The 26117-nt window shown below is 35.3% G+C and carries 22 protein-coding genes; 13 read left to right on the top strand and 9 right to left on the bottom strand.

Features of this window, described 5'->3' with window-relative positions:
* The 4 genes from FYJ80_RS08855 to FYJ80_RS08840 all read left to right on the top strand — a co-directional run.
* On the top strand, positions 1 to 326 hold a 326-nt coding region (locus tag FYJ80_RS08855), incomplete at its 5' end, for an ATP-binding protein (protein WP_206361049.1).
* A 240-nt stretch (positions 327 to 566) separates the two neighbouring features.
* Positions 567 to 1340 carry an AraC family transcriptional regulator gene (locus FYJ80_RS08850; RefSeq protein ID WP_154426083.1) on the top strand — a complete coding sequence of 258 codons (774 nt, stop codon included), beginning with the start codon at positions 567 to 569 and terminating at the stop codon, positions 1338 to 1340.
* A gap of 60 nt (positions 1341 to 1400) precedes the next feature.
* Positions 1401 to 2138 carry a GNAT family N-acetyltransferase gene (locus FYJ80_RS08845; RefSeq protein WP_154426081.1) on the top strand — a complete coding sequence of 246 codons (738 nt, stop codon included), beginning with the start codon at positions 1401 to 1403 and terminating at the stop codon, positions 2136 to 2138.
* The gene (locus tag FYJ80_RS08840) at positions 2125 to 3060 is read left to right on the top strand and encodes a dipeptidase (protein WP_154426079.1); all 936 of its coding nucleotides are present in this window, start codon (positions 2125 to 2127) and stop codon (positions 3058 to 3060) included. The genes FYJ80_RS08845 and FYJ80_RS08840 overlap by 14 nt, the downstream gene beginning before the upstream one ends.
* A gap of 8 nt (positions 3061 to 3068) precedes the next feature.
* Here FYJ80_RS08840 and FYJ80_RS08835 read toward each other — a convergent pair whose 3' ends face one another.
* From FYJ80_RS08835 to FYJ80_RS08810, 6 genes are all read right to left on the bottom strand, one after another.
* A complete protein-coding gene (locus FYJ80_RS08835) occupies positions 3069 to 3710 on the bottom strand; it encodes a histidine phosphatase family protein (protein ID WP_154426077.1) in 642 nt (213 codons plus the stop codon).
* Positions 3707 to 4807, bottom strand: a complete 1101-nt coding sequence (locus FYJ80_RS08830; RefSeq protein WP_154426075.1) for an ABC transporter ATP-binding protein — start codon at positions 4805 to 4807, stop codon at positions 3707 to 3709. The genes FYJ80_RS08835 and FYJ80_RS08830 overlap by 4 nt, the downstream gene beginning before the upstream one ends.
* Positions 4808 to 4821: 14 nt before the next feature.
* Positions 4822 to 6624 carry an ABC transporter permease gene (locus FYJ80_RS08825; RefSeq protein WP_154426073.1) on the bottom strand — a complete coding sequence of 601 codons (1803 nt, stop codon included), beginning with the start codon at positions 6622 to 6624 and terminating at the stop codon, positions 4822 to 4824.
* 50 nt (positions 6625 to 6674) lie between these two features.
* The gene (locus tag FYJ80_RS08820; RefSeq protein ID WP_154426071.1) at positions 6675 to 7826 is read right to left on the bottom strand and encodes an ABC transporter substrate-binding protein; all 1152 of its coding nucleotides are present in this window, start codon (positions 7824 to 7826) and stop codon (positions 6675 to 6677) included.
* A gap of 35 nt (positions 7827 to 7861) precedes the next feature.
* A complete protein-coding gene (locus FYJ80_RS12165) occupies positions 7862 to 9268 on the bottom strand; it encodes a hypothetical protein (RefSeq protein ID WP_154426069.1) in 1407 nt (468 codons plus the stop codon).
* A 113-nt stretch (positions 9269 to 9381) separates the two neighbouring features.
* Positions 9382 to 11859 (bottom strand): beta-mannosidase, encoded by a 2478-nt coding sequence (locus tag FYJ80_RS08810; protein ID WP_154426067.1) that lies wholly within the window; start codon positions 11857 to 11859, stop codon positions 9382 to 9384.
* A 123-nt stretch (positions 11860 to 11982) separates the two neighbouring features.
* Here FYJ80_RS08810 and FYJ80_RS08805 point away from each other — a divergent pair, with 123 nt between their 5' ends.
* Genes FYJ80_RS08805 through FYJ80_RS08775 form a run of 7 tightly spaced genes read left to right on the top strand, consistent with a single transcriptional unit; the run spans position 11983 to position 20027 of the window.
* Positions 11983 to 13884 carry an NAD(+) synthase gene (locus FYJ80_RS08805; RefSeq protein WP_154426065.1) on the top strand — a complete coding sequence of 634 codons (1902 nt, stop codon included), beginning with the start codon at positions 11983 to 11985 and terminating at the stop codon, positions 13882 to 13884.
* Between the two features lie 2 nt (positions 13885 to 13886).
* Entirely contained in the window at positions 13887 to 14429 is a 543-nt protein-coding gene (locus FYJ80_RS08800; protein WP_154426063.1) for a hypothetical protein, read from the top strand.
* A 58-nt stretch (positions 14430 to 14487) separates the two neighbouring features.
* Positions 14488 to 14805 (top strand): hypothetical protein, encoded by a 318-nt coding sequence (locus tag FYJ80_RS08795; RefSeq protein WP_154426062.1) that lies wholly within the window; start codon positions 14488 to 14490, stop codon positions 14803 to 14805.
* Entirely contained in the window at positions 14802 to 15566 is a 765-nt protein-coding gene (locus FYJ80_RS08790) for an MBL fold metallo-hydrolase (RefSeq protein WP_154426060.1), read from the top strand. The genes FYJ80_RS08795 and FYJ80_RS08790 overlap by 4 nt, the downstream gene beginning before the upstream one ends.
* 9 nt (positions 15567 to 15575) lie before the next feature.
* Entirely contained in the window at positions 15576 to 18434 is a 2859-nt protein-coding gene (gene polA / locus FYJ80_RS08785) for a DNA polymerase I (protein WP_154426058.1), read from the top strand.
* Positions 18434 to 19024, top strand: coding sequence for a dephospho-CoA kinase (gene coaE / locus FYJ80_RS08780; protein WP_154426056.1), 591 nt, complete (start codon positions 18434 to 18436; stop codon positions 19022 to 19024). The genes polA and coaE overlap by 1 nt, the downstream gene beginning before the upstream one ends.
* Positions 19017 to 20027 (top strand): hypothetical protein, encoded by a 1011-nt coding sequence (locus tag FYJ80_RS08775; protein WP_154426054.1) that lies wholly within the window; start codon positions 19017 to 19019, stop codon positions 20025 to 20027. The genes coaE and FYJ80_RS08775 overlap by 8 nt, the downstream gene beginning before the upstream one ends.
* A gap of 486 nt (positions 20028 to 20513) precedes the next feature.
* Here FYJ80_RS08775 and FYJ80_RS08770 read toward each other — a convergent pair whose 3' ends face one another.
* A complete protein-coding gene (locus FYJ80_RS08770; RefSeq protein WP_154426052.1) occupies positions 20514 to 21530 on the bottom strand; it encodes a hypothetical protein in 1017 nt (338 codons plus the stop codon).
* A 206-nt stretch (positions 21531 to 21736) separates the two neighbouring features.
* Entirely contained in the window at positions 21737 to 22762 is a 1026-nt protein-coding gene (locus tag FYJ80_RS08765; RefSeq protein WP_154426050.1) for a KamA family radical SAM protein, read from the bottom strand.
* Positions 22763 to 22851: 89 nt separating this feature from the next.
* Here FYJ80_RS08765 and FYJ80_RS08760 point away from each other — a divergent pair, with 89 nt between their 5' ends.
* Both FYJ80_RS08760 and FYJ80_RS08755 read left to right on the top strand, forming a co-directional pair.
* Entirely contained in the window at positions 22852 to 24147 is a 1296-nt protein-coding gene (locus tag FYJ80_RS08760) for an MFS transporter (RefSeq protein WP_154426048.1), read from the top strand.
* Positions 24140 to 25009, top strand: coding sequence for a DMT family transporter (locus FYJ80_RS08755; protein WP_154426046.1), 870 nt, complete (start codon positions 24140 to 24142; stop codon positions 25007 to 25009). The genes FYJ80_RS08760 and FYJ80_RS08755 overlap by 8 nt, the downstream gene beginning before the upstream one ends.
* On the opposite strand, the gene FYJ80_RS08750 is transcribed toward FYJ80_RS08755, so the two are convergent.
* Entirely contained in the window at positions 24998 to 26077 is a 1080-nt protein-coding gene (locus FYJ80_RS08750; protein ID WP_154426044.1) for a DUF362 domain-containing protein, read from the bottom strand. The genes FYJ80_RS08755 and FYJ80_RS08750 overlap by 12 nt on opposite strands.
* Positions 26078 to 26117: the final 40 nt, after the last annotated feature.

Here is a 26117-nt window from a genome sequence, read left to right as displayed (position 1 = left end):
TATCTAACATTACATGCCTTATCATTGATGAAGTTGGATATTGCGATCCTTTACCTGAAAGTGAATCTAATCTTTTCTTTCAAATTCTTGATAGAAGATATGATAAACGTAAAGGTTCTACAATTTTTACTAGCAATATGAAACCTTCAGAGTGGCGAACTTTATTCTTTAACAATTCTATTGCTAAATGTGCATTAGATAGAATTATGGATAGATGTATCGCTATTGATATTCGTGGAGCTAGTTACCGCGGGCAGCAAAAAACTGTTTACAAAATCTCGACCAGTGCTGTCCCTGAAGTAACTGGGATAAATCTTTATCAATAATAATTAAGAAAAGCACTTTAGTATGGATTGTGTTTCCCTTTTTAATTGACTATTTTTGTCCTTTTTAAGCTGACTCTTTTTGTACCTTTTTAACTGACTCTGACACATACTCGCTGAGGCAAAGCGTATCATGAATCGAATGGAACAGGCGAAGGACGCCTAGACTATAAGGCGAGGCCGGACGGGTCTCGCGGGCCAGAGACGGTGTAAGACATCCTTCGGGACGCAACCGTCGTTACCATGGCCAGATTCCCATGGGCTTGCCCGTGGGAGTACGTCAAAATGATTTGTGGAATTACAATTGGAGAATATATAAGAAATAGAAGATTAACACTTGCTGCTCACGATTTAATGATAAGTGATGAAACTGTATTAGATATTGCACTTAAGTATAGATATGAGTCTCCTGATAGCTTTTCCAAAGCCTTTTATCGTTTTCATAATGTACATCCTTCAGAAGTGAGAAGAGATAAGAAACATATCAAAGGATATGCTCCTCTACAATTAACAATATCATTACAAGGAGGATTCTTAATGGATTACAGAATCGAAAGAAAGGAAGAGTTTAAAGTAATTGCAAATCTAAGAGAATTTGTCTATGAGGGATGTCAGGAAGCGATTCCACAATTTTGGCAGGAGCACTATTCAAAGGGGCTTGGAAAATATATTTGTGGTGAGCTTGGTATCAACATTGATTTATCTATGTCTAATGTTAAATTTGAGTATCTAATTGCAGACTTTTATAATCAAGATAAGGAAGTTACAGAGAACTTATTTATAAAAACTATACCTGCTTTTGATTGGGCAATATTTAAGTGTATCGGATATCTTCCTGAAACAATGCAAAAGCTAAATGAAAAGATATATACTCAGTGGCTTTGTAATCAAAAGGATTATGAATTTGCAGCAGGCTATTGTATTGAATGGTATGATGATCCAAGAAAATATAGCTTAGGAACAAAGGATCCAAAATATTACTCAGAAATTTGGATACCAGTAAAGAAAAGAAAATAGAAGTAATAGGCTCTTTCTTTTATTATAGAAAAAGCTTTGTTAAATAGCTATGATGGTTTTATGATTACATATTCAAATCTAACAGGTCTGTCTATTTCATACCTTAAAAATATATTTAATGAAGCCTTTTCTGATTACACAATTCCTATGCAGCTTGATGAAAAGCAAATTAGAGCACATCTTGAATCAAATGACTTTGATCCAAAGCTCTCTATTGGTTGCTTTGATAGTGATAAAATGGTTGGCTTTGTATTTGTAGGTCATAGAGACAATAGACTTTATGATGCTGGTACTGCTGTAATAAAGGAATATAGAAGAAACGGTATAGCAAGAGAAATGCTTGAAAAAATCATAGCTAAGATGGATAAATTTGATGAATTTATACTTGAGTGTATTTCAACAAATTCTAGAGCACTAAAGCTATATGAGAGTCTTGGATTTAAGAGAAAAAGACATTTTGTTTGCTTTAAATTAAGTAATGGTGGACAGCTATCTAAAGAGGTCACTTTAGGTAGTAGGAGTGATATAACAAAGAGCTATAATCCATCGTGGCAAAATGAGAAGGTAGAAGCTAATGCTATCATTTTTAAGCATAATGAAAATATTTTATGTGTAAGACCTGAGGGTAGTGTATATTTTTCAGACCCAGATTTAGTTTTAATTAATCATGCATTAAAGCAAATTGGAAAGCTCTCATTTACTAATATTGTTAGTAATTCTGAGCTTGCAGGTTTATTATATAAAATAGATGCAGCTGTATTAGCTGAGCAGGAGGAGATGAGCTATGAAAACAATTGATTTACACTGTGACACAATATTAAGATTAAGTGAAAACCCTAGTGAAAATCTATTTAATGCTAAGGGTCATATTAATTATGAAAAGCTTGTTAAGGGCGATGTATATTGCCAATGCTTTGCACTCTTTACAAAGATGCATGAGCTAGCAGATGATGCTTATACTCCCTTTGAAAGGCTATCAAGGCTACATGATTTATTTATTAAAGAGATAGAAGAGAGCTCTGGAAAGCTTAAAAGAGCTTACTCAGCTAACGATATTCTTAACAATAAGGACTCTATATCTGTAATGCTTACTATAGAGGGGTTAGATGCACTAGAGGGGAAACGTAAAAACCTTGATACTCTTATCTCATGGAAGCCTAAAATCGCAGGCTTTACTTGGAACTGGGAGAATGAGCTTGCATATCCACAAAGTGAAGATAAAGCTATTATGCAAAGTGGATTAAAGGACTTTGGCTTTGAGGTCTTAGAGCGATTTAATCAAGAGGATATTATTATTGATGTCTCTCATCTTAGTGATGGTGGCTTTTGGGATGTAATAAAAAGTGGTAATAAGGTCTTAGCAACCCATTCTGATTGCAGAGCAGTAACTAACACTGGAAGAAATTTAACAGATGATATGATAAGAGCCTTAGCAGATAAGGGTGGTGTAGTTGGGTTAAATTTCTGCTCTCCATTTTTAACAGATGATAAAAGCCATGAATCAAGAGTAAGTGATATGGTCATACATACAAAGCATCTTTTAAATGTGGGTGGAGAGGATATCTTAGCTATGGGAAGTGACTTTGATGGAATAGGTGGAAAGCTTGAAATCGATGGACCAGATAAATTTCCTCTTCTAGAGGCTGCTTTAAGAAAAGCGGGCTTAAAAGAGGAAGTAATTGAAAAGATGTTTTATAAAAATATTTTACGATTACTATAGAAATAGTTCTATTTCTCTTTCCATGAGGAACGCATTAGCTCTATGTGTCCCTCAAGATGGTTGTAATCATTTAGTCTTTCTAGAGAGAATAGCTCTGTTTCACTATCGTATAAGAATTCTGTTAACGAAGTATTCTCTAAGGATGAGCCAAAGTCTAGCTTATGTTTAAATGGTATACCCAACAGACCACAAATAAGAGCTCTAATTAGTCCTCCATGTGTAACAACTAAAATAGAATTATATTCGCTTGAGATTATCTCCTTTATTACAGGGTATGCTCTATTAAAGCACTCTTCTCCACTCTCTCCACCAGGGAATGGAAGATCACTTGTGCGAAGAGAGCGTTCATGCATAAAAAAAGAGTATTTTTCAAATCTCTCTTTATGATCTAAACCAACGATATCACCCCAATCGATTTCGTTTATACCAGCTCTTCTAACAACATCTAGGCCTAATTCTTGATTAATAATATCACCAGTTTGAATAGCTCTTATTAATGTACTTGTGTACATAATATCAAAGCTCTCACCCTTAAGTCTTTTTGCTAATAGCTCTGCCTGAAGTACTCCTTCAGGCGCGAGTGGTACATCTACATTACATTTATTACTGTTCTGTCTTCCATGACGGACTAATATAATTCGTTTTTTCATAAGCTTGCAGATATTATCTTACATCTTCCTATTCTATTTCCATCCTTATCGAATAAATTATAAATTCCTGGGAATGCAATAGGGTGGTTATCTCCAACGGTAAAGTCTCCATCACCAAAGATAACAGAGTTAAGCTGAATTGAACCAATTTTTACCTTAACGATAGTCTCCATACCTGATGGAAGAGATGAGTATATTTCACCCTTAACAGAGCCTTCGTTAGAGATTTGTACATATTCAGGTCTAAGACCTAGGATAACATCTTGGTCATTTACCTTACTATTGTCACACATAGCAATCTTAAGTGTTAAGCCATCACTATTTTTTAATGTCATATCCTTTAAGGTAAAGTTTAAAAGATTTATGTTAGGAGAGCCAACAAAGTCTGCAGTGAAGGTATTTGCAGGATTTCTATATACCTCTAATGGATTTGCATATTGCTGTAAAACACCATTCTTCATTAGACAAATCTTTGTTGATAGTGTCATAGCCTCAAGCTGGTCATGTGTTACATATACAAAGGTTGAGTCTGTGTCATGGTGTAAGCGCTTTAGCTCAGTTCTCATCTCCATTCTTAATTTAGCATCAAGGTTAGAGAGTGGCTCATCCATAAATAGAACCTTAGGACCTGTAGCAAGAGTTCTTGCAATAGCAACTCTCTGCTGCTGTCCTCCTGAAAGCTCTGCTGGGTAGCGATCCTTAAATTCCTCAATTCTTAGCATCTTTAATAGCTCATCTACTCTAGCTTGGATTTTATCCTTAGGCCACTTAAGGTTCTCAAGACCAAAGGAAATATTTTTTGTTACAGTCATATGAGGCCATAGTGCATAGTTTTGGAATAAAAAGCCTACATCTCGCTTACTAGCAGCGATATCGATCCCCTTCTCTGAGGAAAATACAATTCTATCGTTAATTGTTATTTCACCCTCTGTAGGAGTTTCTAGACCAGCAATCATTCTGAGTGTTGTAGTCTTTCCACACCCTGATGGACCGAGTAGTGTGATAAATGATCTATCATCGATTACAAGGTTTAAATTATCTACAGCAACAAATTTACCAAATCTTTTTGTAACATTCTTTAAAACAATTTTAGGCATTTTCTTTTCTCCTATTAGCTATTGCCACCGATACCCTTATCGATAGACGCCCCCGTTAGCTTGTTGACGATTAAGTTAAAGCTTACAACGATTACGATAATAATTAAGTTAATCGCGTTAGCATATTGGTTCCATCCCTTTTCGTTGTACTGGAATAGAAGTGTAGTAAGAATCCTTGTAGATGGGGAAACTAAAAGGATAAATAGAGAGAGCTCTCTCATACAGGAAATAAATGGAAGTAGATATCCTGATAGGAAGCTAGATTTCTGAATAGGAATAATAATTCTAGTCATTCTCTTGAACCAGGAAATACCTTGAATTTCTGCAGCTTCTTCTATTTCGCCTGAGAGCTGTAGCATCGCATTAATACCACTTCTTGAAGCAAATGGGAGGTACTTTACAGAGCCACAAAGTGCTAGAAGTGCAAATGAACCATAAAGAGCTGGGATAAAGCCTCTTCTTACTGCAAACATCGATAGATAAATTGCACCAAAGGCCATAGCAGGCATCAAGTAAGGGAAGAATGTAATGTTATTTACAATAGTAGCAAGGTGGGAGCCTCTCTTCTTTGCAATAGCATATCCTGCGAGAATACCAACTGTACCAGCTACTAGTGATACTACTACAGAAAGCTTGAGAGAATTCATTAAGCCTGTATAAATAGATTTATTTCTTAAAATACCTGGCTCACTATTTGCAATATCTGCTCTTCCTTCTCCAATCCAGAACTCAGCTGTGAAGTTACTAAATGAGTAATCACCTGGTGCCATAATAAATGACTCAACAGCAAATGAAATTAGAGGAACGATTGCTATAACAATTAAAATAAAGATTAAAAGAACTGTGAGAGGTGTTCTTGCCTTCTTTAAATTTACTAGAGCAATATTACTGCTCTTACCTGTAACTGTTGTATATGCCTTTCTACGTCCAGTAATCCATTGGTTTACCATCAAAATACCAACACCGATAACAATCATGATTAAAGCCATAATGTAGCCATAGCCAGGGTTCATTCCATTAAGTGTTCTATACATTTGTGTGGTTAATACATTATATCTTACAGGTGTACCTAGGAATGCCGGAACAGCAAATGCAGACATAGTTGAAGAGAATACAAGAAGGAATGTTGATAACAAGGCAGGTCTAACTATTGGTATAGTTACCTTTCTCATAATTGTGAATCTTGAAGCATGGAGTAGAGATGCTGCTTCCTCCAGGTTTGCATCCATGTTTCTTAATATTCCACCAATAAGAATGTATGCAAATGGTGCATAGTGTAGTCCCTGTACTATTACGATTGGGAATAATCCATATGCAAACCAGTCTGCAGTCTCTATTCCTGTTAATACTTGAAATAGTCCTGGTGCTCCTCCAATTCTTGAGTTTCTAAAGAAGTTTAACCAAGCCATAGCAAGTGTCCACGCAGGCATGATATATGGAAAAACAAAAACAGTAGACAAGAAGCTCTTTGCCTTAATGTTTGTTCGTGTAATTATCCAAGCAAATGAACCACCTAAAATAATTGCAACCATACAGCTTAAAAATGCAATCTTTAGTGTGTTCCAGAAAGGTTCATAGAAGACCTTCATACTTGTTTGACCTGAAGCAAACATCTTCTTCCAGTGGTATAGTGTGAATTCACCAGCCTTTGAACCCTTTATTGCTCTAACTTCACTAGAGTGAACTGTGAATGTATCAGCAATAATTGTAATAAGAGGGACAATAGTGAGGTAGCCAAGAACAATTAGTAATATCAATAATATTATGTTCTGAGGCTTTCTCAGATATTTTAATAATGCGTTAAATTTTTGTTTCATGATTTTATATGGTATGGCTACAGAGCTTACCCCTGTAGCCATAATCTAAATTAATAAATGTAGAGGTTAAGGAACTCCTCAACATCAGCACGGTTTTCAAAGCAGTATTCTGCATCTTCCTTAACAAGAAGAGGTTCCCAAGTTGAGAATGGGTAGTCGATATCTTCCTGAACACCAATATTAGGGTTAGCACTATATGTACCACAATCCTTACCCCATGGAGCAAATCCTTCCTCTGAGAATAAGAACTCAATAAAGAGCTTAGCTGCATTTGGATGAGCTGCACTTGAACACATAAGTGGGTATAAGCTGTAATAGAATCCACAGAATGGCTCCATATTCATAGCTGGCTTTAATGCTAAGTTCTTAGTTGTAGCATATCTTGCCTTTGAGAATACAAAGAGACCTACAGGTGTATTAGCTTTGTTTTGACCCTTGATACCTACGTTTTCTGCAATAGTTGTATCACTTGTGCCGCTGATTAAGTCATTTTCATAGATAGCCTTAATCCATTCATAACCTGCGTTTGGAGTTGTGAGTACAATATCCTTACCATAGTAGTCTTTGTAAGCCTTTGCAATTTCAGCTGAAACCTCAGGACTTGTAACCATTGTTAAGAAGTTAGAGTTAACACCCTCCTGGAACGGGTTCTTGAAGTTAAGAGTACTCTTATACTTTGGATCTGCAAACTGCCAAATATTGTAGTATGGGCTTTCTGTTGTATTTTCATCGTTATAGATAAATACCTTGTTAATCTGGAAAGCCTGGAGAGGATTCTGCATACTCTCAGGGATAACATCCTTTAGTGTAGGTGGAACATAGTTATAGAGATATCCTGGTTCCATTAATTCACCAAAAAGACGACCAGCATCCTGAGCAAGAACAAAGTCTGCACCTGTGATACCTGCTTCACCTTCCTTAGCAACCTTTTCTATTAATTCGTAGTCCTTAAGGTTAGAGGTTTCACATTCAATACCATATTTTTCAGTAAAAGCAGCTGCGGCTTTTGCTATTCTTGATGAGGTAGCATAAACTACTACTTTACCTTCTGCTTTTGCTGCGGCAACAAGCTCATCATGAGTCATTTCTTTCTCTTCTACTTGAGCTGGAGCTGTAGTAGCTGCTTCTTCCTTTGCGCCAGAAGCAAAGATTGGTGCGAATACCATGAGGGCAATTAATGCCAGCATGAAAAATTTTTTCATTTTTTTTACTCCTTTCGTTTATTTTTCTAGATATTTTATTTTGATAAAACATCCATAATTAAAGCCTTAACCTTTTTACCTTCCTCTTGGGCTTTTGCTAAAACCTCAAAGCGAGCAATAAAAAGCTCAGTTTCACTTGCTCTTAAGGTTACTTGAACCCAATTGTCTGTGTCCTTTGTTAGAATTACAGAACCAAGAGGAGTTCCATCATAGAGAGTATCCTTCTTGCTATATCCAAGAGAAAGGAATATCTCAGTTATCTCTCTTAGTTTTGCTTTTCTTACTTCATTATCTTCAAAGCTATATGTCCATTCTCTTTCTCTAAAGTAGGAATTTGTTAATGAAATTAAAAAGCTTAGCTTTTCACTATCATTTTCAAGAGCCTTAAGTAGAGCTAAGAGAACTATTGCTATATTCTCTGTCGCATAAATATTGTCGTTATACTTAATGTTAATGTAGTAGTGCCCAGATTCCTCAACTGCAGCAATGATACTCTTATCATCATTCATTATTCTCTTAATTTGAGAGTGTCCATTAGGGACAGTTAAAGTCTTATAACCATTAGAGTTTAAATATTTAATAATTAGAGGAGAGGCCTTTGGGTCTAAGCAAACTGTACCCTTTTTCTTTGAGATATAAGGTAGAATTAAAGTAAAGATAGCAGAAGGAGGTATTTGCTTTAAATCCTTAGAAATAACATCCATTCTATCGCCATCTCCATCAAACATTATTAAATAATCCTCATCAAAGGAAGTTATCTTTCTCTTTATTGGATTAGGATCTCCTTGAGGAAAGCTTCCATTAGGAACAAAGTTCTTAAAAGAAAATGAAGAAAAGGTTGTAAGATATGGGAGTAGCTCTACAGAGGCAGAGCCTGAAAGGAAATCAAATAGTATAGAGCCCTTAAAATATGAGCCTTCATTATCTATATAGTTTTTAGCAAACTCTATGTAGCTATCCTTTAAATCTTTTATGATTACCTTTCCTTTTCTTGCTGGGTTTTCAATTTTACAACCTGATTCAAAGTAGTTTCTTATTTTATCTAATGAACCTGTTTTCTCATAATTTGATGATATTGGAATTAAATTTGGTCCTATTAGCTTTTCGCCATTATAGTTTTTGGGGTTGTGAGAGGCTGAAATCATAATTCCTGCTGCATCTATATAATTTAGACAGGCGAAATAGAAAAATGGTGTAGAGATAGGGTTTTGATATAATATTACATCAAAGCCTAATGATAGAAGTATATTACATTTAGTGTCTAAGATATCACTTCCACTTAATCGAGCATCTCGGGCAAGTATGACCGTATTTACTCCTAAATCCTTATAAAAATATAAGGCCTCAGCATTTGTCAATCTATCTATAGTCTCACTAGAAAACAGTGAACTATCAGCTCTTATATCTGATAGATGAAATAGACTATCAGCAATAGATAACACGGTAATATCCTCCCCACATAATGATTATAGAGGTGGTTTTTTTATAGTAATGTTGTAAAAAATTAAGATTATTAGAACAAAATTATTGCGCCCCTTAGAAGGAGCGCATGTAATCAATAACCAGCCCAATATAGGTCGTATATTGAAAGGTTTTTCTCAAATTCCTCTAGCGTTATATCATCGCTTTCAGGAGTAAAGGTCACTACCTTTTGTGCTGTTGGCCTAATTGAGAACATATTATCTGAGAATTGACCCTTGATGCTATTAGCATCTAAGCTAACCCAGAATGCTGGTCGAGAGCAGCTAACTTCAATTTGGAAGCCTTTTCCAACTTTACGAATTTGAGTTTTCAATTGAGGATCCTCTAAAGCACATTTTTTTGGCTCAGTTAAGAATATTACAGACTCTCTATAAATATTCTGAGTTGATGCCTTTAGATATGCAAATGTATTAGTTACATCGATATCATCAAGCTCGCTACTAGTTACCTCTAATACACTTTGAGGCTCTACTGTAACTCTAAATACATGCTGTCTTACCTTTTCTCCACGATATGTTGAGAACTTTACACTTACCTTAACATCCTCAGCTTTATCTGTGTCGTTAGTAATAAATACCTTAAGCTTTCCATCCTCTATATAGCCAATAGGTGTAATAGGTGCAAAGAAATTCTTTGCATGGTACATCAACAGCTTCCACTTTCCGCTATACTCAATAGCAGACCAAGAGGCTACTGGCCAGTTATCATTCAGCTGCCAAATTAATGTTCCCATACAATATGGGCGGAGCGTCCTCCAATATTCACAAGCTATCTGCATAGCCCAAGCCTGCTGTGCCTGTGAAAGATAAAGCATCTTTTCAAGTGAATTAGGGAACCTAAAGTACCTTGAGAAGTTTTCAAGAATAATTGAATTTCCTCTTGGATTCTTCTGGTGGTGCTCCATTATTGGGGATGTAAGATTTAATTGTTCCTCTGGACAATAGCTTTTTACTGTTGATAGTGAAGGGAAGCTTTGATATCCAAACTCTGAACAGAAGCGAGGCTTAACGCTTCTATATTTATCAAAGGATGCTCCTTCATGCCATACTGTCCAAAAGTGCATATCACCAGAGCCATCATTATGCCAGTTATCAGAGAAATCTCCCGGACCTGCACATGGACTTGATGGCCAGAATACTCTTGATGGATCAAGCTCTCTAACTAGACGACCACAAACACCCTCATTTAATCTATCGTAATCCATAACATATCTGTCACGATTCTTAATAGATTCCTCATACCAGGTTAGAGCTCCAAGGTCCTCATTATTTCCACACCAAAGTGCGATACTAGGGTGACTCTTTAATCTTAGAATTTGATATTTTAATTCCTTTTCAACGCTCTTTAGGAACCATTCCTCTGATGGATAGGTTGAGCATGCGAACATTAAATCGTGCCAAATTAAGATACCAAGTCTATCACAGGTATCATAGAAGGCTTCATTTTCATAGAAGCCACCACCCCAAATTCTAACCATGTTCATGTTAGCATCTGTTACAGATTGTAGTAACTTAATGTATCTAGAGGTTGTTATTCTTGAGTAGAGGGCATCCATTGGAATCCAGTTAACACCCTTCATAAAGATATCCTTACCATTTACACAAACAGTAAGCTCCTTACCACCCATAGTAATATTATTTTTTATTTCTAAGGTTCTAAATGCAACCATTCTCTTATCAGAGAAGTCTGCAAAGGAGATATACATTGGATATAGATGCTGTCCACCCTGTCCAGCTGGATACCAAAGCTCAACATCCTCCTCAGGGATACAGAATGTAAATGAGTAATACTCCTTGCCAGGCTTTACGTGAACGATGGTATGCTCATCTCGTCCTGCTAAGTGAATATTGAAATCTACATCACTCTCTTCAAAAACATTTGCAGTAATTTCTGCTTTACAAATCCAATTGTGGTCAATAAGCTTAGGAATACAGTTCCAAGACTTAACAAATACTTCATTAACTCCAATAAGCCTTACAGGATCATAGATACCCATAGACATTACGCATGGACCCCAGTCCCAGCCTGCATTGCATTGAGGCTTTCTGACTAAATTTCTATTTGGAGAGCCATTAGGATATAGAGAGCATGGAATTGGATATTTTAGCTCTGCATTTCTGCTTATAGCTACCTTTTCTGCTGAAGTAAAGATGAATTCAATGTGGTTTTCTCCATCATTTATTACATCTGTTACATCGATATTCCAGCGAGCAAAAAAGTTATCTGTATTTGCTATTTCCTTTTCATTAAGAATAATACAAGCAAAGGTATCAACTCGTGTAAGAGAAAGTATTACTTTTTTCTCTGATTTTTTATATGTAAAATCTCTCTCAATTTTCCAATCGTTCTGTCCAACCCAAAGAGTTGATAGCTCATCAGAAGCATAATATGGGTCCTTGATAAAGCCTCTATCAAGTAATGTGGAGTGGACATCACCTGGAATATCTATATCTATACGGTTAATATTGCTAAAATAAGAACAATTGTTGACAATAGCACTTGGATCAACAGAGGAAAGTGACCAAGTACCGTCTAAAAGCTGTGTTTGCATTTTATCTCCTATGTTTTGAAATTATACCATAGATATTTCTAATATAAAGCTAATTAATTGCGAATAAGGGTAGAGCTTAAGCTTTTATGGAACATTTATTATTCTCATGATATATTATCGACTATGAGAGATGGATTTATTAAAGTTGCTGCAGCTACCCCAAAGCTTAAGGTTGCTGATGTTTCATTTAACAAGGAAAAAACAATTTCCCTAATTAAAAGGGCTATAGACGAACAAGTAAAGCTACTTGTATTACCTGAGCTTACTTTAACCTGTTATACAAGTGCTGACCTTTTCTTTCATCCTTTATTTTTGCAAAGCTGCTTATCTGCTATTGAGGATATAAAGGAAGTAAGTAAGTCAAGTGATTTAATAGTTGTAGTTGGATTGCCTTTAAAGGTTTTAGATAAGCTATATAACGTTGCAGCTATTATTCAAAGGGGAAGAGTCCTTGCACTTGTTCCAAAGACACATTTACCATCATATTCTGAATTCTATGAAACTAGATGGTTTACTCCTGCAAAAGAAAATAATATGGTGATTGATTTTTGCGGAGAGAGGGTAGTTTTTGGTAAGAAGGTAGTAATAGAATGCAAAAATATTCCTGACTTCAGATTATCATGTGAAATTTGTGAGGATCTATGGGCTCCAAATTCACCATCTACTGAGCATGCTTTAAATGGCGCAACTGTAATAGCAAATCTATCTGCAAGTGATGAGCTAATAGGAAAAGAGGAATATAGAAGAGATTTAGTAAGAATCCACAGTGGAAAGCTTACCGCTGGATATATCTATTGTGATACCTCCTCTGGAGAGAGCTCAACAGATATGGTATTTACAGCTCATAATATTATTTGTGAGGATGGTTCTATTTTAGCTGAATCAATTAAGAAGGAGGATGAGCTATTAATTACTGAGCTTGATGTTAATAAGCTCTCTACTGAGAGAAGTAAGAAGAATACCTTCTCTTCCTTTAATGATTCATATACCTACATTGATATTACATTTGATGAAGTAGAGACAAAGCTAACTAGATACTTTGCTAGCCATCCATTTGTGCCTTCAAGTGATGGAGAGCTAAATAAGAGAGCTGAAAAGATTATTGAGCTTCAAGCATATGGCCTTAAAAAGAGGTTAGAGCATACAAATGCTAAAAGTGCTGTAATAGGTCTTTCTGGTGGCTTAGACTCAACTCTTGCACTCTTAGTAACCGTAAAGGCAATGGATTTATTAGCTCGTGATAGAAAGGATATTATAGCAATTACTATGCCTTGCTTTGGAACTACTAAGAGAACAAAATCTAATGCTGAGCTATTAGCTACTGCACTAGGTGTTTCTTTTAGAGATATAAATATTACAAAGAGTGTTGAGTCACACTTTAATGATATTGGACAAAGCCTAGAGGAGTTTGATGTTACATATGAAAATGGTCAAGCTAGAGAAAGAACTCAGGTTTTAATGGATGTTGCAAATAAGACAGGTGGACTTGTTATTGGAACTGGAGATTTATCTGAATTAGCTTTAGGATGGGCAACTTATAATGGAGACCATATGAGTATGTATGCAGTCAATGCATCTGTACCTAAGACTTTAGTTAGATATCTTGTAAAGTACTTTGCTGATAAGGATCCAAGTGTTTCCTCTGTTCTATATGATATTTTAGCAACACCTGTTTCTCCAGAGCTTCTGCCTTCAAATGAGGATGGTACTATTAGCCAAGTAACTGAGGATTTAGTAGGTCCATATGAGCTACATGATTTCTTCCTATATTACTTTGTAAGACACTCATTCTCCCCCAAAAAAATAAAAAGATTGTCACTTATTGCTTTTAATGGTGTTTATGATGATAAAACGATAGATAAATGGCTTGCTACCTTTGTTCGTCGTTTCTTCAACCAGCAGTTCAAGCGTTCATGCCTTCCAGATGGACCAAAGGTTGGTACAATAACACTTTCACCACGTTCCGATTGGAGAATGCCTTCGGATGCTGTATCTGCTATTTGGAGTAATATTTTGAGGAGTTAAATATGAAAAAAATTATTGCAGTTTTAGCTTTAAGTTTAATCATAGCAACTAGCGCTTTTGCATCTATTTTACAAATTGGTCCTGCCGCTACTATTAATTTCGATGCTTCTAGCTCAGATATTGATAGCTTAAAGGATTTCAATAGATACCAGTTTGGTGCTGAAGCAAGAGTAAACCTGCTTTTCCTACAGCTTGGTGCTAATGGCTCTTTCTCTCTTCCTAATAATTCAGGATCTTGGGCAATTAATACAATGTTATCTGCAAATCTAGTTGCAGGTCCAAATGCTGCTAACATCTCTGTAGGTGCAGCAATTCCTTATGTATTATATACTAATGATAATTCATTTAACACATCTAAGTTCTTTGAGTCACCACTATTTTTTAAGGCAGGTATTAACCTTAATTTCTCTTTTGTTGGATTAGGACTATCCTATTACATTCCAACAGGCTTAGCAGCAAATAAGGTATTAACAAATATTGGTGATATCAAGGTTGACCTTTCAAAGGGCCAGTTTTCATTGGCTGTTATGTTCAATCTTTTCTAAGAATAAAGTTTAATGTAAAATAAGAGAGTCTTTGGGCTCTCTTTTTTTTGGAGGTTTTATGGCTAAGCGTGGTCTATTTGGTTCTATTATTTCTGTAATATTGCTTTCTATAGTAGTATTCTTTTTACTATATTTATTTGCACCAGAAGCAGCTCAACAATTTTTTGGAACAAGTATTAGAGATTCAAAGGTCTCTGAGAGTAGTAATGTGATAATGGATATTGCCGCTTCCTCTGGAGAATATACTCAAGAGCAGCTAGAAAAGCTGGAGGAGTATCTTAAGAGTGGTAAGGCAAAAAACACCTTAGTAAAGATTGGAACTATAACAAGTGAGGGTGCTAAAGAGTTTGTAAATACAGTTAAGGATAGCTTATGAAGATAACCTTCTTAGGCAGTGGCACAAGCCATGGAGTTCCTGTTATTGGCTGCCATTGCCCTGTTTGTGAAAGTAGCGATGAGAGAGATAAAAGATATCGCTCATCTATAATGCTTGAAAAGGATAATAAGCGCTTAGTAATTGATACCGGATATGAGTTTAGACTTCAAATGCTAAGAGCAAGAGTCGATAGCATTGATGGAGTATTATATACACACTCTCATGCTGACCATCTATCAGGAATAGATGATTTAAGAGTATTTACACAGCACAAAAACCTTCCAATATATGGAAATGAAAAAACAATAGACTTTATTAAAGAACACTATTCTTATGCCTTTTATAATAGTATTTTCCCTGGAGTTCCCCATTTTGAAGCAAATGTTTTAGCTCCATATGAAAAAGTAAATATTAGTGGTTTTGAAATTCTTCCAGTCACAATTCTTCATGGAAGAATGATGAAAAATGAGATATTAGGATATAGAATTGATGATAAATTTGCATATGTTACAGATGTATCATATATGCCTGATAAAACTATTGAGAGCTTAAAAGGTGTTGAAACACTAGTAATTGGAGCTTTAAGAAAGAAGCCTCATGGGGCACACTATAGCTTTAGCGAAGCATATAGTGTTGCAAAGGAGCTTGGGGCAAGGGATATATATTTTACTCATATTAATCATGAGACATCATATAAGGAGATTAATTCCTTATATAGTGATGCTAAAAGTGCATATGATACACTTGTGCTTGAAATATAAGGAGGAGTGATGGATTCTTTATTTTCTCAGGTAGAGCTAGATCAGGAGCTACTAAAGTTAAATGCGAAAAAGAGAGAAGCTGTAAAGAAGCAAGAGGTAAAGAAGGAAGATGATAGAGTATTTGATAAGAAGCTCTTTATCGTCGATGGTTATTCACTAATTTACCGCTCATACTTTGCTTTTATTACTAAGCCACTTACCGATAAGAATGGAAATAACGTTTCCTCATTCTTTGGGTTTTTCAATACTATCTTCATGCTTTTGAAGGAATATAAATTTGATTACTTTGTTATCGCATTTGATGCAAATGGTCCAACCTTCCGTCATGAGATGTACCCAGAATACAAAGCTAACCGTGATAAAACACCAGATGATTTACACTCTCAAATTCCAATAATTATGGAAACTCTGAGAAAGATGAATATACCAACTATCAGTAAGGTTGGCTTTGAAGCAGATGATCTAATTGCAACTCTTGCTGTAAATGCTACAAGGCTTGGTGTTGATACTGTAATGGTTACAGCTGATAAGGATCTTCTTCAATTAGTAAATAACCATGTTAAAGCACTTCGTCCTCCTAAAAAGAACCAGCCAAAGTATGAGCTCTTTGGAGAAGAGGAGGTAAAGGAGGCATATGCTGTTAAGCCATCCCAGATTATTGATTACCTCGCTTTACTAGGTGATAGTGCTGATAATGTACCTGGCGTTAAGGGAATTGGTGAAAAGACAGCAACTAAGCTATTAGAGGAGTATAATTCTGTAGATGGTATATATAGACACTTAGATTCTCTTTCTAAGGGGTTAAGAGCTAAGCTTGAAGAGGGTGTTGATTCTGTTAAGCTTTCTAAGACACTTGTTGAGCTTAAAAGTGATGTCTTTACTTTAGATACATTTGACAGTCCAGAGTTTATGACCTCAACAATCGACTTCAATGCTGGTATTGAGGACTTTTATGCAAGAAACTGTAACTCTCTTGCAAGAACTGCACTCTCTTTATCTGGTGGTGGTAAAAATATTTTAGAAGAGGCTGCTAAGAAAAGTGAGGAAAAAGCAAGTGTAACAGCACCTCAAGAATATTTAGGAGTAGGGTCATATACACTATTAACAGATATCAAGGTCGTTAGAGCTTACTTTGAAAGCGCAAAGAGAAGTGGTGGTATTCTTGCATTTGATACAGAGACAACTAGTACAGAGATAAAGGATGCAACTCTTGTTGGCTTTAGCTTTTCATATGAGCTGAAGAAAGCATTCTACTGTCCTCTCATTAGCCAAGGGAAAGAGTATTTAAAGCTTGATGATGTATTAGCTCTATTTAGAGACTATTTTTCAACTGGATATTTAAAGCTTATTGGCCAGAATATCAAATATGATATTGAGCTATTAAATAAATATAAGGTTAGTGTAAGTAATATCCTATTTGACACTATGATTGCATCATGGCTTATAGATTCAAATTCAGGGCAATATTCCTTAGATGAATTAGCATCTAGGTATTTAGCATATGACACTATTCACTTTGATGATGTTGTAAAGAAGGGTGAGGATTTTTCCTCTGTTTCTGTTGAAGATGCTCTTTCATACTCAGGGGAAGACTCTGATTTAACATTCCGCTTATATAAATTTTTTGATGGTCTATTAGAAGAAAAGGGATTAAAGAAAGTCTTTGAGCAATATGAGCTTCCTTTGATTGAAGTATTAATTAGTATGGAAAGAGAGGGTGTTGCACTTGACAGAAGCTTTATGGCAGAGCTTGATGAAAAGCTAAGTAAGCGTCTAGAGGAGTTAAAGAATACAATTTATGGATTTGCAGGTCATGAGTTTAATATTAATTCTTCTATCCAGCTTTCAAAGGTACTCTTTGAGGAGAAGGCCTTAGAGGCTGTAAAGAAGACTCAAAGAGGCTTTTCTACAGATACAGCAACTCTAGAGGCTTTAAAGGGAAAGGACCCTATTATAGACTCATTACTTGAGTATAGAGGTGTCGCAAAGCTTCTATCTACCTATGTTGATGCACTTCCTTTACTTTGTGATGAGAATGGAAGAATTCATACATCCTACTTACAAACAGGAACTGCAACAGGAAGACTTTCAAGTAGAAATCCTAACCTACAAAATATCCCTATTAGAACAGATGATGGAAGATTAATTCGAAGTGCTTTTGTTGCTAAAGAGGGTACTAGGTTCTTATCTGCTGACTATTCTCAGATTGAGCTTGTAATGCTTGCTCACATCAGTGGTGATGTGGAGCTATCAAGAGCATTTAATGAGGGAATTGATGTTCATAGGTTTACAGCTTCATTAATTTTCTCAAAGAGTGTTGATGAGATATCATCTAGTGAGAGAAGAATAGCTAAAACTATTAACTTTGGAATAATGTATGGAATGTCTCCATTTAGGCTTTCAAATGAGCTTGGTATCTCAAGAGCCGATGCAAAGTCCTTTATCGAACGTTATTTTGAGCGCTATAGTGGAATTAAAGCCTTTGTTGATAAAACAATTAAGGATTGTGAACGTGATGGCTATGTAAAAACAATGGGTGGCCATATAAGAGCTGTTCCTCAAATTAATAGTAGAAATAAAAATGAAAAGAGTGCTGCAGAGCGTGTAGCTGTAAATACAGTTATACAGGGTAGTGCTGCGGAGCTAATGAAAAAGGCTATGATCGATATCTACTCTGATATTAAAAACAAGGGTATTCGATCAAAAATTCTACTTCAAGTTCATGATGAAATAATCCTTGAGGTTTATGAGGATGAGCTTGAGGAGGTTGAAAAGATAGTTCGTAGTAGAATGGAAGGCGCTGCTAAGCTTAATGTACCTTTAAAGGCAGGTATAGAGGTTGGTAAGCGTTGGGGAGATATGCACTAATGGTTATAGGCGTTGTTGGTAAAAGCTGTAGTGGAAAGGATGAAGCTGTAAAGTTTCTTGTTAATGCAGGCTTTTTTGAAATTAATGTAGATAAGCTCGGCCATGAGGCTCTAGTGAAGAATAAAGAAAGGTTAGTAGAGGCCTTTGGAGATGTTATTTTAACAAATAATAGTGTTGATAGAAAAATCCTAGGTCCTATAGTTTTTTCTGATCCTGAGAAGCTAAAGACACTTAATTCTATTACACATCCTTGGATGTGTGAGGAAACAGAGCGATTAACTAAAGCTAACCCTAATAGTGTTATTAATGCCGCACTTTTAGAGTCTATGGGGCTAGTAAGACTTTGTGATGAAATACTATATGTTTTTGCTCCATTAGAGCAACGCTTAATGAGAGCTTTAAAAAGAGACGATATAACAGAGGAAAAATTCTTAGCTAGAAATCGTAATCAAAGGGATATTGGTTTAAGCTTACTTGAAAGTGGAAAGAGAGTTATCACAATAATTAATGACCAAGATAAAGAATATCTTTATCGACAACTATCACTATATTGTGATAGACTTAAAACTAGAGGTTATATAAATGGGTAGGTCATCTCGCATAGTATTTTTAACGATCACTGCAATATTGGCTATTTTCGTTTTTGTAGCAATGTGGGTAGTTAAACCATCTGGAAATAGCAATGTTTTAACAGCTGCTAGGGAAAGACAAAATACCCCATTAGTTAGCGTTGAAAAGCCCCTTGAGACAGATATTAAAACACTCTCTCAAGAAGAGGAATTTGAACAAAAGGTAAGAATGCTCCTCGCTGAGGATCCAGAGTTCCTAGAAAAATTAACACAAAGTATTAAAGCTTCTCTTCTTGCTGATAGCTTATTTACTCAGGAGCTTGAGAGTCAGGTTGATAGTGTTGTTGCTTCTCGTGTTGATGAAAGAGTTGATTACTATGTTTCTATTTATGAGCCACAAATAGAAGAAATGCTTAGCTCCTATAAGGATGAGGTTTACAAGAATGTTAATTCAAAGCTAGAGAGTGCTCTTGAAATACAGGGCTTAGTTGATAGATTAATTACTCCTGTAACTGAAGCTGTATATGCGGATTTCGTAGCTAAGGAAGGCTTTGATATTGAAACAGTTACTCAGCTTGTCTTAGATAGTATTGCTTCTGATAGAGAGGCATTAAAGCAAGAAGTAATTAATATTGCTTATGAAGAGACTACAGCTGCACTTGATGAGGTTGATGAAATAGTTAAGGAGCTCAAAGCTGATGTAATGAATACAATCTCTCAGCAGGAAAAGCCTATTGATGAGGTTGCTATTAGAGAAATTGTTGATCAAATTTATAAAGAGAACCAGGATAAGATGATTATTGATACTGTTAATAAGGTATTAAGTCAAATTGATTCTATCATCAATAATAAGGTTCAATCATATGTTGATAACATAACTCCTCCAGAGGCTCCAAGGTTTGTTAACCAAATTGTGGTAGCTCCAAGCTTAGATAATATGTCAGTTCCTGAAGCTGAATATTTAGATACAAGAAATAGTGCTCGTGAGGAAGCAATTAAAAAGGTTCTTGATAGCCTTAAATGATTAATAGAGCAGGTCTTAAATGGCCTGCTTTTTTTGCATAATTTACATTTAGAAGATTATAAGAAAGAAGGATTAGAGGAGGCTCTTATTGCTCCTCAATTTCCTTTCTTCCTACCATGACTCTATTCCGTTCAAAATAAATAAAAGTCAGAGTTTTTTACAGTTTAATAGCCTAAAATGCTTTTTAATTGAAAAAACTCAGTATTTTTAGTGACTTTTTTTAAGTTTAATTTTTATCAAGCTATATTTTCAGAATTATATTTCTAAGGAAAATGGAAATGATGGTCCTACTGTGGCTTATTAATTTTTTTATTTAACCATTTAATAACTTGAGTTCGAAAACATAAAAAGGTTTAGCTCTTACTTAATTTTTAGTTTCATGTATATCTAATTTAAATCATACAGCTAATACAACTGGAATATAAAAATCCCTTATAGCTACTAATAATGCTATAAGGGATAGGTAATAGTCATTAAGTTAAAATATTAGTTTGTACCACCTGTTACTGAGTAATCAGCACTATTCTTTTCGGTGTTAACTTTATTTTGAGATGTACTTGAAAGTGTTCCTGAAACTGATACCGTATTGGTTGTATCATTTTGGTAAACATATATTGAATAATATTTTTCTATATCTGGGTTATTAATTGTAACGTTATTAAGCACTACAGAAGTATTATACTTATAAGCACTAGAACTTCTATTACCTATTACAAGAGAAGCAAGAGGTACTTCATTACCACTGCCCCAATTTCCACCGGTATATTCTTTTGTTTTACTATTATTTCCTGTTACTACTAAAGTAGAGTTAGTTATCTTATGTCCTTCACCACCTCTTAAAATTAAAGCCTGCCTATCTCCTGTTATTACAGAATTTTCAATTTCAACAGATCCCTTAACATTAAATAGAACTCCTGTATTATCACCATCACTTGATTTAGTTGTAATTTCTGAATTACTAATTTTAATTTTAATGTTATCTGATGTTGGTTTACTTGCATTAGTAGAAATGCCATAAAGAGCTGCAGTTATTTTAGAGTTTAAGACTTCGATTGTAACATTTTTATTACAGTCCGCAACCATTAAACCAGTTTGATTTGTTGAAAGCTCAACGCCATCTAATACGAGTTTTGTATTATCATAAGCTGCTATTGTAGGTGAAAATATATTTATATTTTGAGAAGTTCGTTGTATTTTACCATTTCTAAAAACAACTTCTGTGTTACTATCACCAGATGTCTTAATTTTAATATCATTTATAGTAAGTGTCCTTCCCTGAAGATTTATTTGGGTACTACTACTAATTGTAAGTGGGTCTGAGAGTGTAACATCTTTAAAAAGAATTACATCCTTACCTGCCTCTAAAGCATTTATTAATCCTTCTTCATCAACAGCAAGCGCAATTCCTCTACTAGAAGGAGTAGTGTTGCTATTGTCGCATGAAGTGATAAGAGTCATTGCTAATAAGATAGCGAGACATACGAAAACTAGATTTTTTCTCATGTTCTAATCCCCCTGTAATTAGATTTCATACTTAAACAATAACTGCAGAAATCTAATTTAGCAATAAAAATTGGGGCTAATATTTAAAAGTATTCTTTGGCTTTAAAATACTTTAGTAATTATATTTTAATATAAAGTAGTAATAAAAACACTTTTGGGGTGAAAAATAACAAATAGTTTAAATATTTACATAATAATTGACTCAACTATTTCTTAGGATATCTTCTTTTATCACCTTCAGGAGTAGAGAAGTAATAGAAATTATCATCCTCTGAGATAAAGTGGTTTTCTGTTAGTATTATTTTTCCTCCACCCTCTGGAAGGTCTAATGTATATTGTGGCATCGCAAGACCAGAAAGTCTCTTTCTCAGTTCCTTTTCAAGAGCTAAGCCATCTTTGATATCAACTCTTAGATGAGTAGTACCTGTTACTAAATCACCTTGGAATAGATAATATGGTTTAATTCTATTATAAAGAAGGCTGTTGCATAGCTCTTCTAGAGTATCAGGATTATCATTAACACCCTTTAATAATACCGTTTGGTTAAAGGCTGGAATTCCTAAGGAAAGGAATTTATTAACAGCTTCAATAGATTCTTTTGTTAGCTCTCTTGGATGGTTATAGTGTGTTAATAAAAGAAATGGAGCTCCATAGGAGTATTTTTTTATTACATCCATTAACTGTTGCGTAAAGATTTCTGGAAAAGTTACAACGGCTCTAGTACAGAGACGCAATATCATATCTGGTCTAGAGCTTTTAAGACTATTAAAGAGATAATCTAGCCTTGAAATAGGTAGAGTAAATAAATCACCACCTGTTAAAAGTAACTCTTTAATTTCTTTATGGTCCTTTAAGTAATTTGAGGCTTTATCGATATCTTGAGTAGAAATTGCTCCTGAATTAAGACCTGTAAAGCGTCTTCTAAAGCAGTGTCTACAATATGTAAAGCAACGGTCTGTAGTTAATAGAGCAGCTCTATGAGTATAACGATGTATTAATCTAGGTGTTACTGAATGGTCTACCTCAGCAAGTGGATCAATTGAAGCATCGTCATTACACTCTAAAATAGATGGTACAACCTCCCTTCTAATAGGGTCGTTTGCATCATCCTCAATTAGTGAGAAATAGTAATCACTAATTGTTAGAGGGAGAGAGGATGGTGATGAAAACCAAGCTTCCTCTTCTTTAGTTAATTTAAGCTTTTTCTCTAAATCTTCTTTTGTTAAGACCATGGAATAAGAATGTAAATTTTTTTCAAGAACAATGCAAGTATATATTATTTCTGATATAATAGCTTTTATGTTGTTTCCTAGGGGGCTATATGAGCAACAAAAAGAGCTTAAAAGGCTACTACTTAATTACGTTTTTAATTGGACTTGGATTTTTTACTATGGGTCTAATGGATCCTCTATATGATACCTATGTTCCAATCTTTTTAGGAAAGTACATTACTTCTAATTCATTAATCGGTACGATTATGACATTAGATAACGTCCTTGCAATTTTCTTAATTCCTATCTTCTCAGCTTATAGCGATAGAATTGATACAATAATTGGTAGAAGAATGCCTTTTATCATAACAATGCTACCATTAGCAGCTGTTGCCTTTGGACTTATTCCAATAGCAGCTCTTTCATCACTATGGGCTCTAATTGCATTAATTTTTGTACTCAATTTAGCTAAACAGGCTGTAAGAGGACCTGTTGTTGCCTTGATGCCTGATATGGTACCAGGAGACTTAAGAAGTGAAGCTAACGGTGTAATAAATACAATGGGTGGTATTGCAACTATTTTAGGAACAATATTGCTTGCAAGACTTATGAATGTAAAGATTACACTTCCAGGCTTTGGCAGTGTTGATAACGTATTAGCTTTCCCTGTAGCTTCTATATTTGTAATTGTTGCAGTAGTTCTCTTATTTATCTTTGTTAAGGAAAAGAATAGTAAGGTTAGAAATGATGACAAACAGAAGGAAGAGAAGAAGGAACCAATCTTAAAGAGCTTAAAGGTAGTTCTTGGAGAAAAGAATAAGTCAGCACTTTATATTCTTATCAGTCTTCTTTGTTGGTTTATCGCATATCAGGGAGTACTTCCATTTGTTGGAAAGTACAGTGTAGAGGTACTTGGAACAAGCTCTGGTACAGCATCTCTTGCTGCTGGTATGGTTGGTATTGCATATGCTATCTTCGCAATTCCTTCAGGAAAGTTTGCTCATAAGCATGGAAGAAAAAAGACTATTAGAGGCGCCTTAATTTGCTTAGTTACAGTTCTTATCTTAGTATTCTTACATGGAGTTTTATTAAAGGGCTTACCTGGTACAGTTAAGCTTATTACCTTCTGGGCACTTCTATTCTGCTTTGGTATTTTCTGGGTAACAATAGTAACTAACTCATTCCCAATGCTTTGGCAGATGTCTACATTCTCAACAGTAGGTATTTATACTGGCTTGTATTATTTCTTCTCACAGGCAGCATCTATTATTTCACCTCCACTTTCAGGTGCATGTATAGATATATTTGGCTATCCAAGTCTGTTTATCTACGCAGCTATCTTTATGACGATCGCATGCTTTACTATGAGTAAGGTTGACCGTGGAGAGCCAGAAGACGGTGAATAAGAAAGCCTTAGGGCACATGGCAGCTTTGCTTTGTGCTGTAATTTGGGGAACGACCTTTATTTCAACGAAGGTCGTTCTTTCTACATTTACTCCAATAGAAATATTAGTTATCAGATTTATATTAGGGTATTTACTCCTATGGGCCGTGAGACCTAAGACACTACCATTTCAAGGAATTAAGTGGGAAGCTAATGCCTTCTTTGCAGGTGTCTTTGGTATTGCGCTATATTACCTTGCTGAGAACTATGCTCTTGAATATACAAGTGCTGGAAATGTTTCCCTTATAGTCTCTACCGCACCATTTTTTATTGCGATTACCTTTAGATTATTAAAGGAAAGTGATGAAAAGCTATCAATATATTTCTTTTTAGGCTTCATACTCGCAATAGGTGGTATTGCTTTAATGAACTATAGTGAGGGTGGCTTTTCCTTTGACCTAACTGGCTTTATTTTAGCATTACTTGGAGCTATTTTATGGGGTATTTACTCTGTGTTTATAAAAAGAGCTGGAAAGCAAAGTGTCGATACAATAGCACTAACTCGAAGAACCTTCTTCTATGGCTTAATAGTTTTATTACCGATATCTCTTCTTTTAGGCTTTGATGTAAGCGCTAATAATTTTAAGGATTTAAATGTATTAATCAATGTTATTTATTTAGGCCTTGGAGCCTCTGCAATTTGCTTTGCAGTATGGAACTTTGCAATTAAAAGCTTAGGGGCCTTAGTAAGTGGTGTATATATTTACCTTGTACCTGCTATCACAGTTGTGTTCTCATATTTCTTTTTAAATGAAGGTATGAATATCTATATGATAGCAGGAACAATTTTAGTAATAATTGGCTTAGTGATTTCAGAAAAGTAAATCACTAAGTGTATCATAAATAGCTTTAGCTGTTGGAGGACATCCCTTTACATTGAATTTAGCACATGAGGTGCAGGCTCCAACGCCAAGCTCTGTGCTTTTTCCCTTCCACCCTTGACCAATAGCGACCTTACTATCTAAACGATTAATAATACCTTCATCCTTAAGACGCTTTAATGCATGCATCAAGGATGCATAACATGCGGAGCAAGCATTATTAGCATCTGCATATTTTGCAAGACTTCTGCAAGCTCCTGTTGGTTGAGGCATAGAAACATTTTCAGGCTTTGAAAGAACTTCAATATTTGCATTTAAAATATCTGTGCTTCCAACTCCAAAGCTATGAGCAAGTGGGATGTACTCAATATCAGCAATGTCATATCCAAGTAGGGAAGCTGCATAGGTATCGAGTAGTACAGGGTCCTTTGCAAGTAATAGGCGATTAGTAACTACTGGGTTTCCTCCCTCCTCAAAATCTAAATCCCCACAAATTGAGTCAACTAGGATTAAATCTGCTTTAATAGCAGCATTTAGTGCAGCAATAGGCTTCATAAGTCCCCAAGTATGGAATTGTCTCTTTGAGCGGTCTGAAAGAAGTCCCTTTTGATTTTTAAGCGCACATGTCATTAATGTTTGACAGTGTCCCTTTAAAACTGGAAGTGAGATTAAGTAATCGAGGTTGAGGGCTGTTTTTGAAATTTCCATTGTAAGGCCCTTAACAGTTACCTTTTCATAGCTATCCTTCTTTACATCTACAAGTGGAACTCCAAAGCTCTTATAGTTATTTACCTTAAAGGCTCTCTCTGTTGAATCACCAACCCATGCAGATTCAATAATTATTATATTGTGATATCCATGATCATTTAAAAAGGATATTAGCTCTCTAATAATCTCAGTATGAGTTGTTGCTCCATACTCTGGAGTAGCTGCAATTACAAGATTTGGCTTAAGACCGATTTTAGCATCCTTATTAGGGATCTCTTTTTCAATATCTAGCTTTTCAAGTAGCTCTCTAGTGGCCTTCTCAATATTAGTTGAATATGTTACGAATATGTCTTTCTCTGTCATAGCTTAAAAAATAAGGCGGCCTTATGAGCCGCCGTATCAA

The sequence above is a fragment of the Bullifex porci genome, assembly GCF_009695635.1.
In the GTDB taxonomy this organism is placed as follows: Bacteria; Spirochaetota; Spirochaetia; order Sphaerochaetales; family Sphaerochaetaceae; genus Bullifex; species Bullifex porci.
This window is presented reverse-complemented; position numbering and strand designations above follow the sequence as displayed.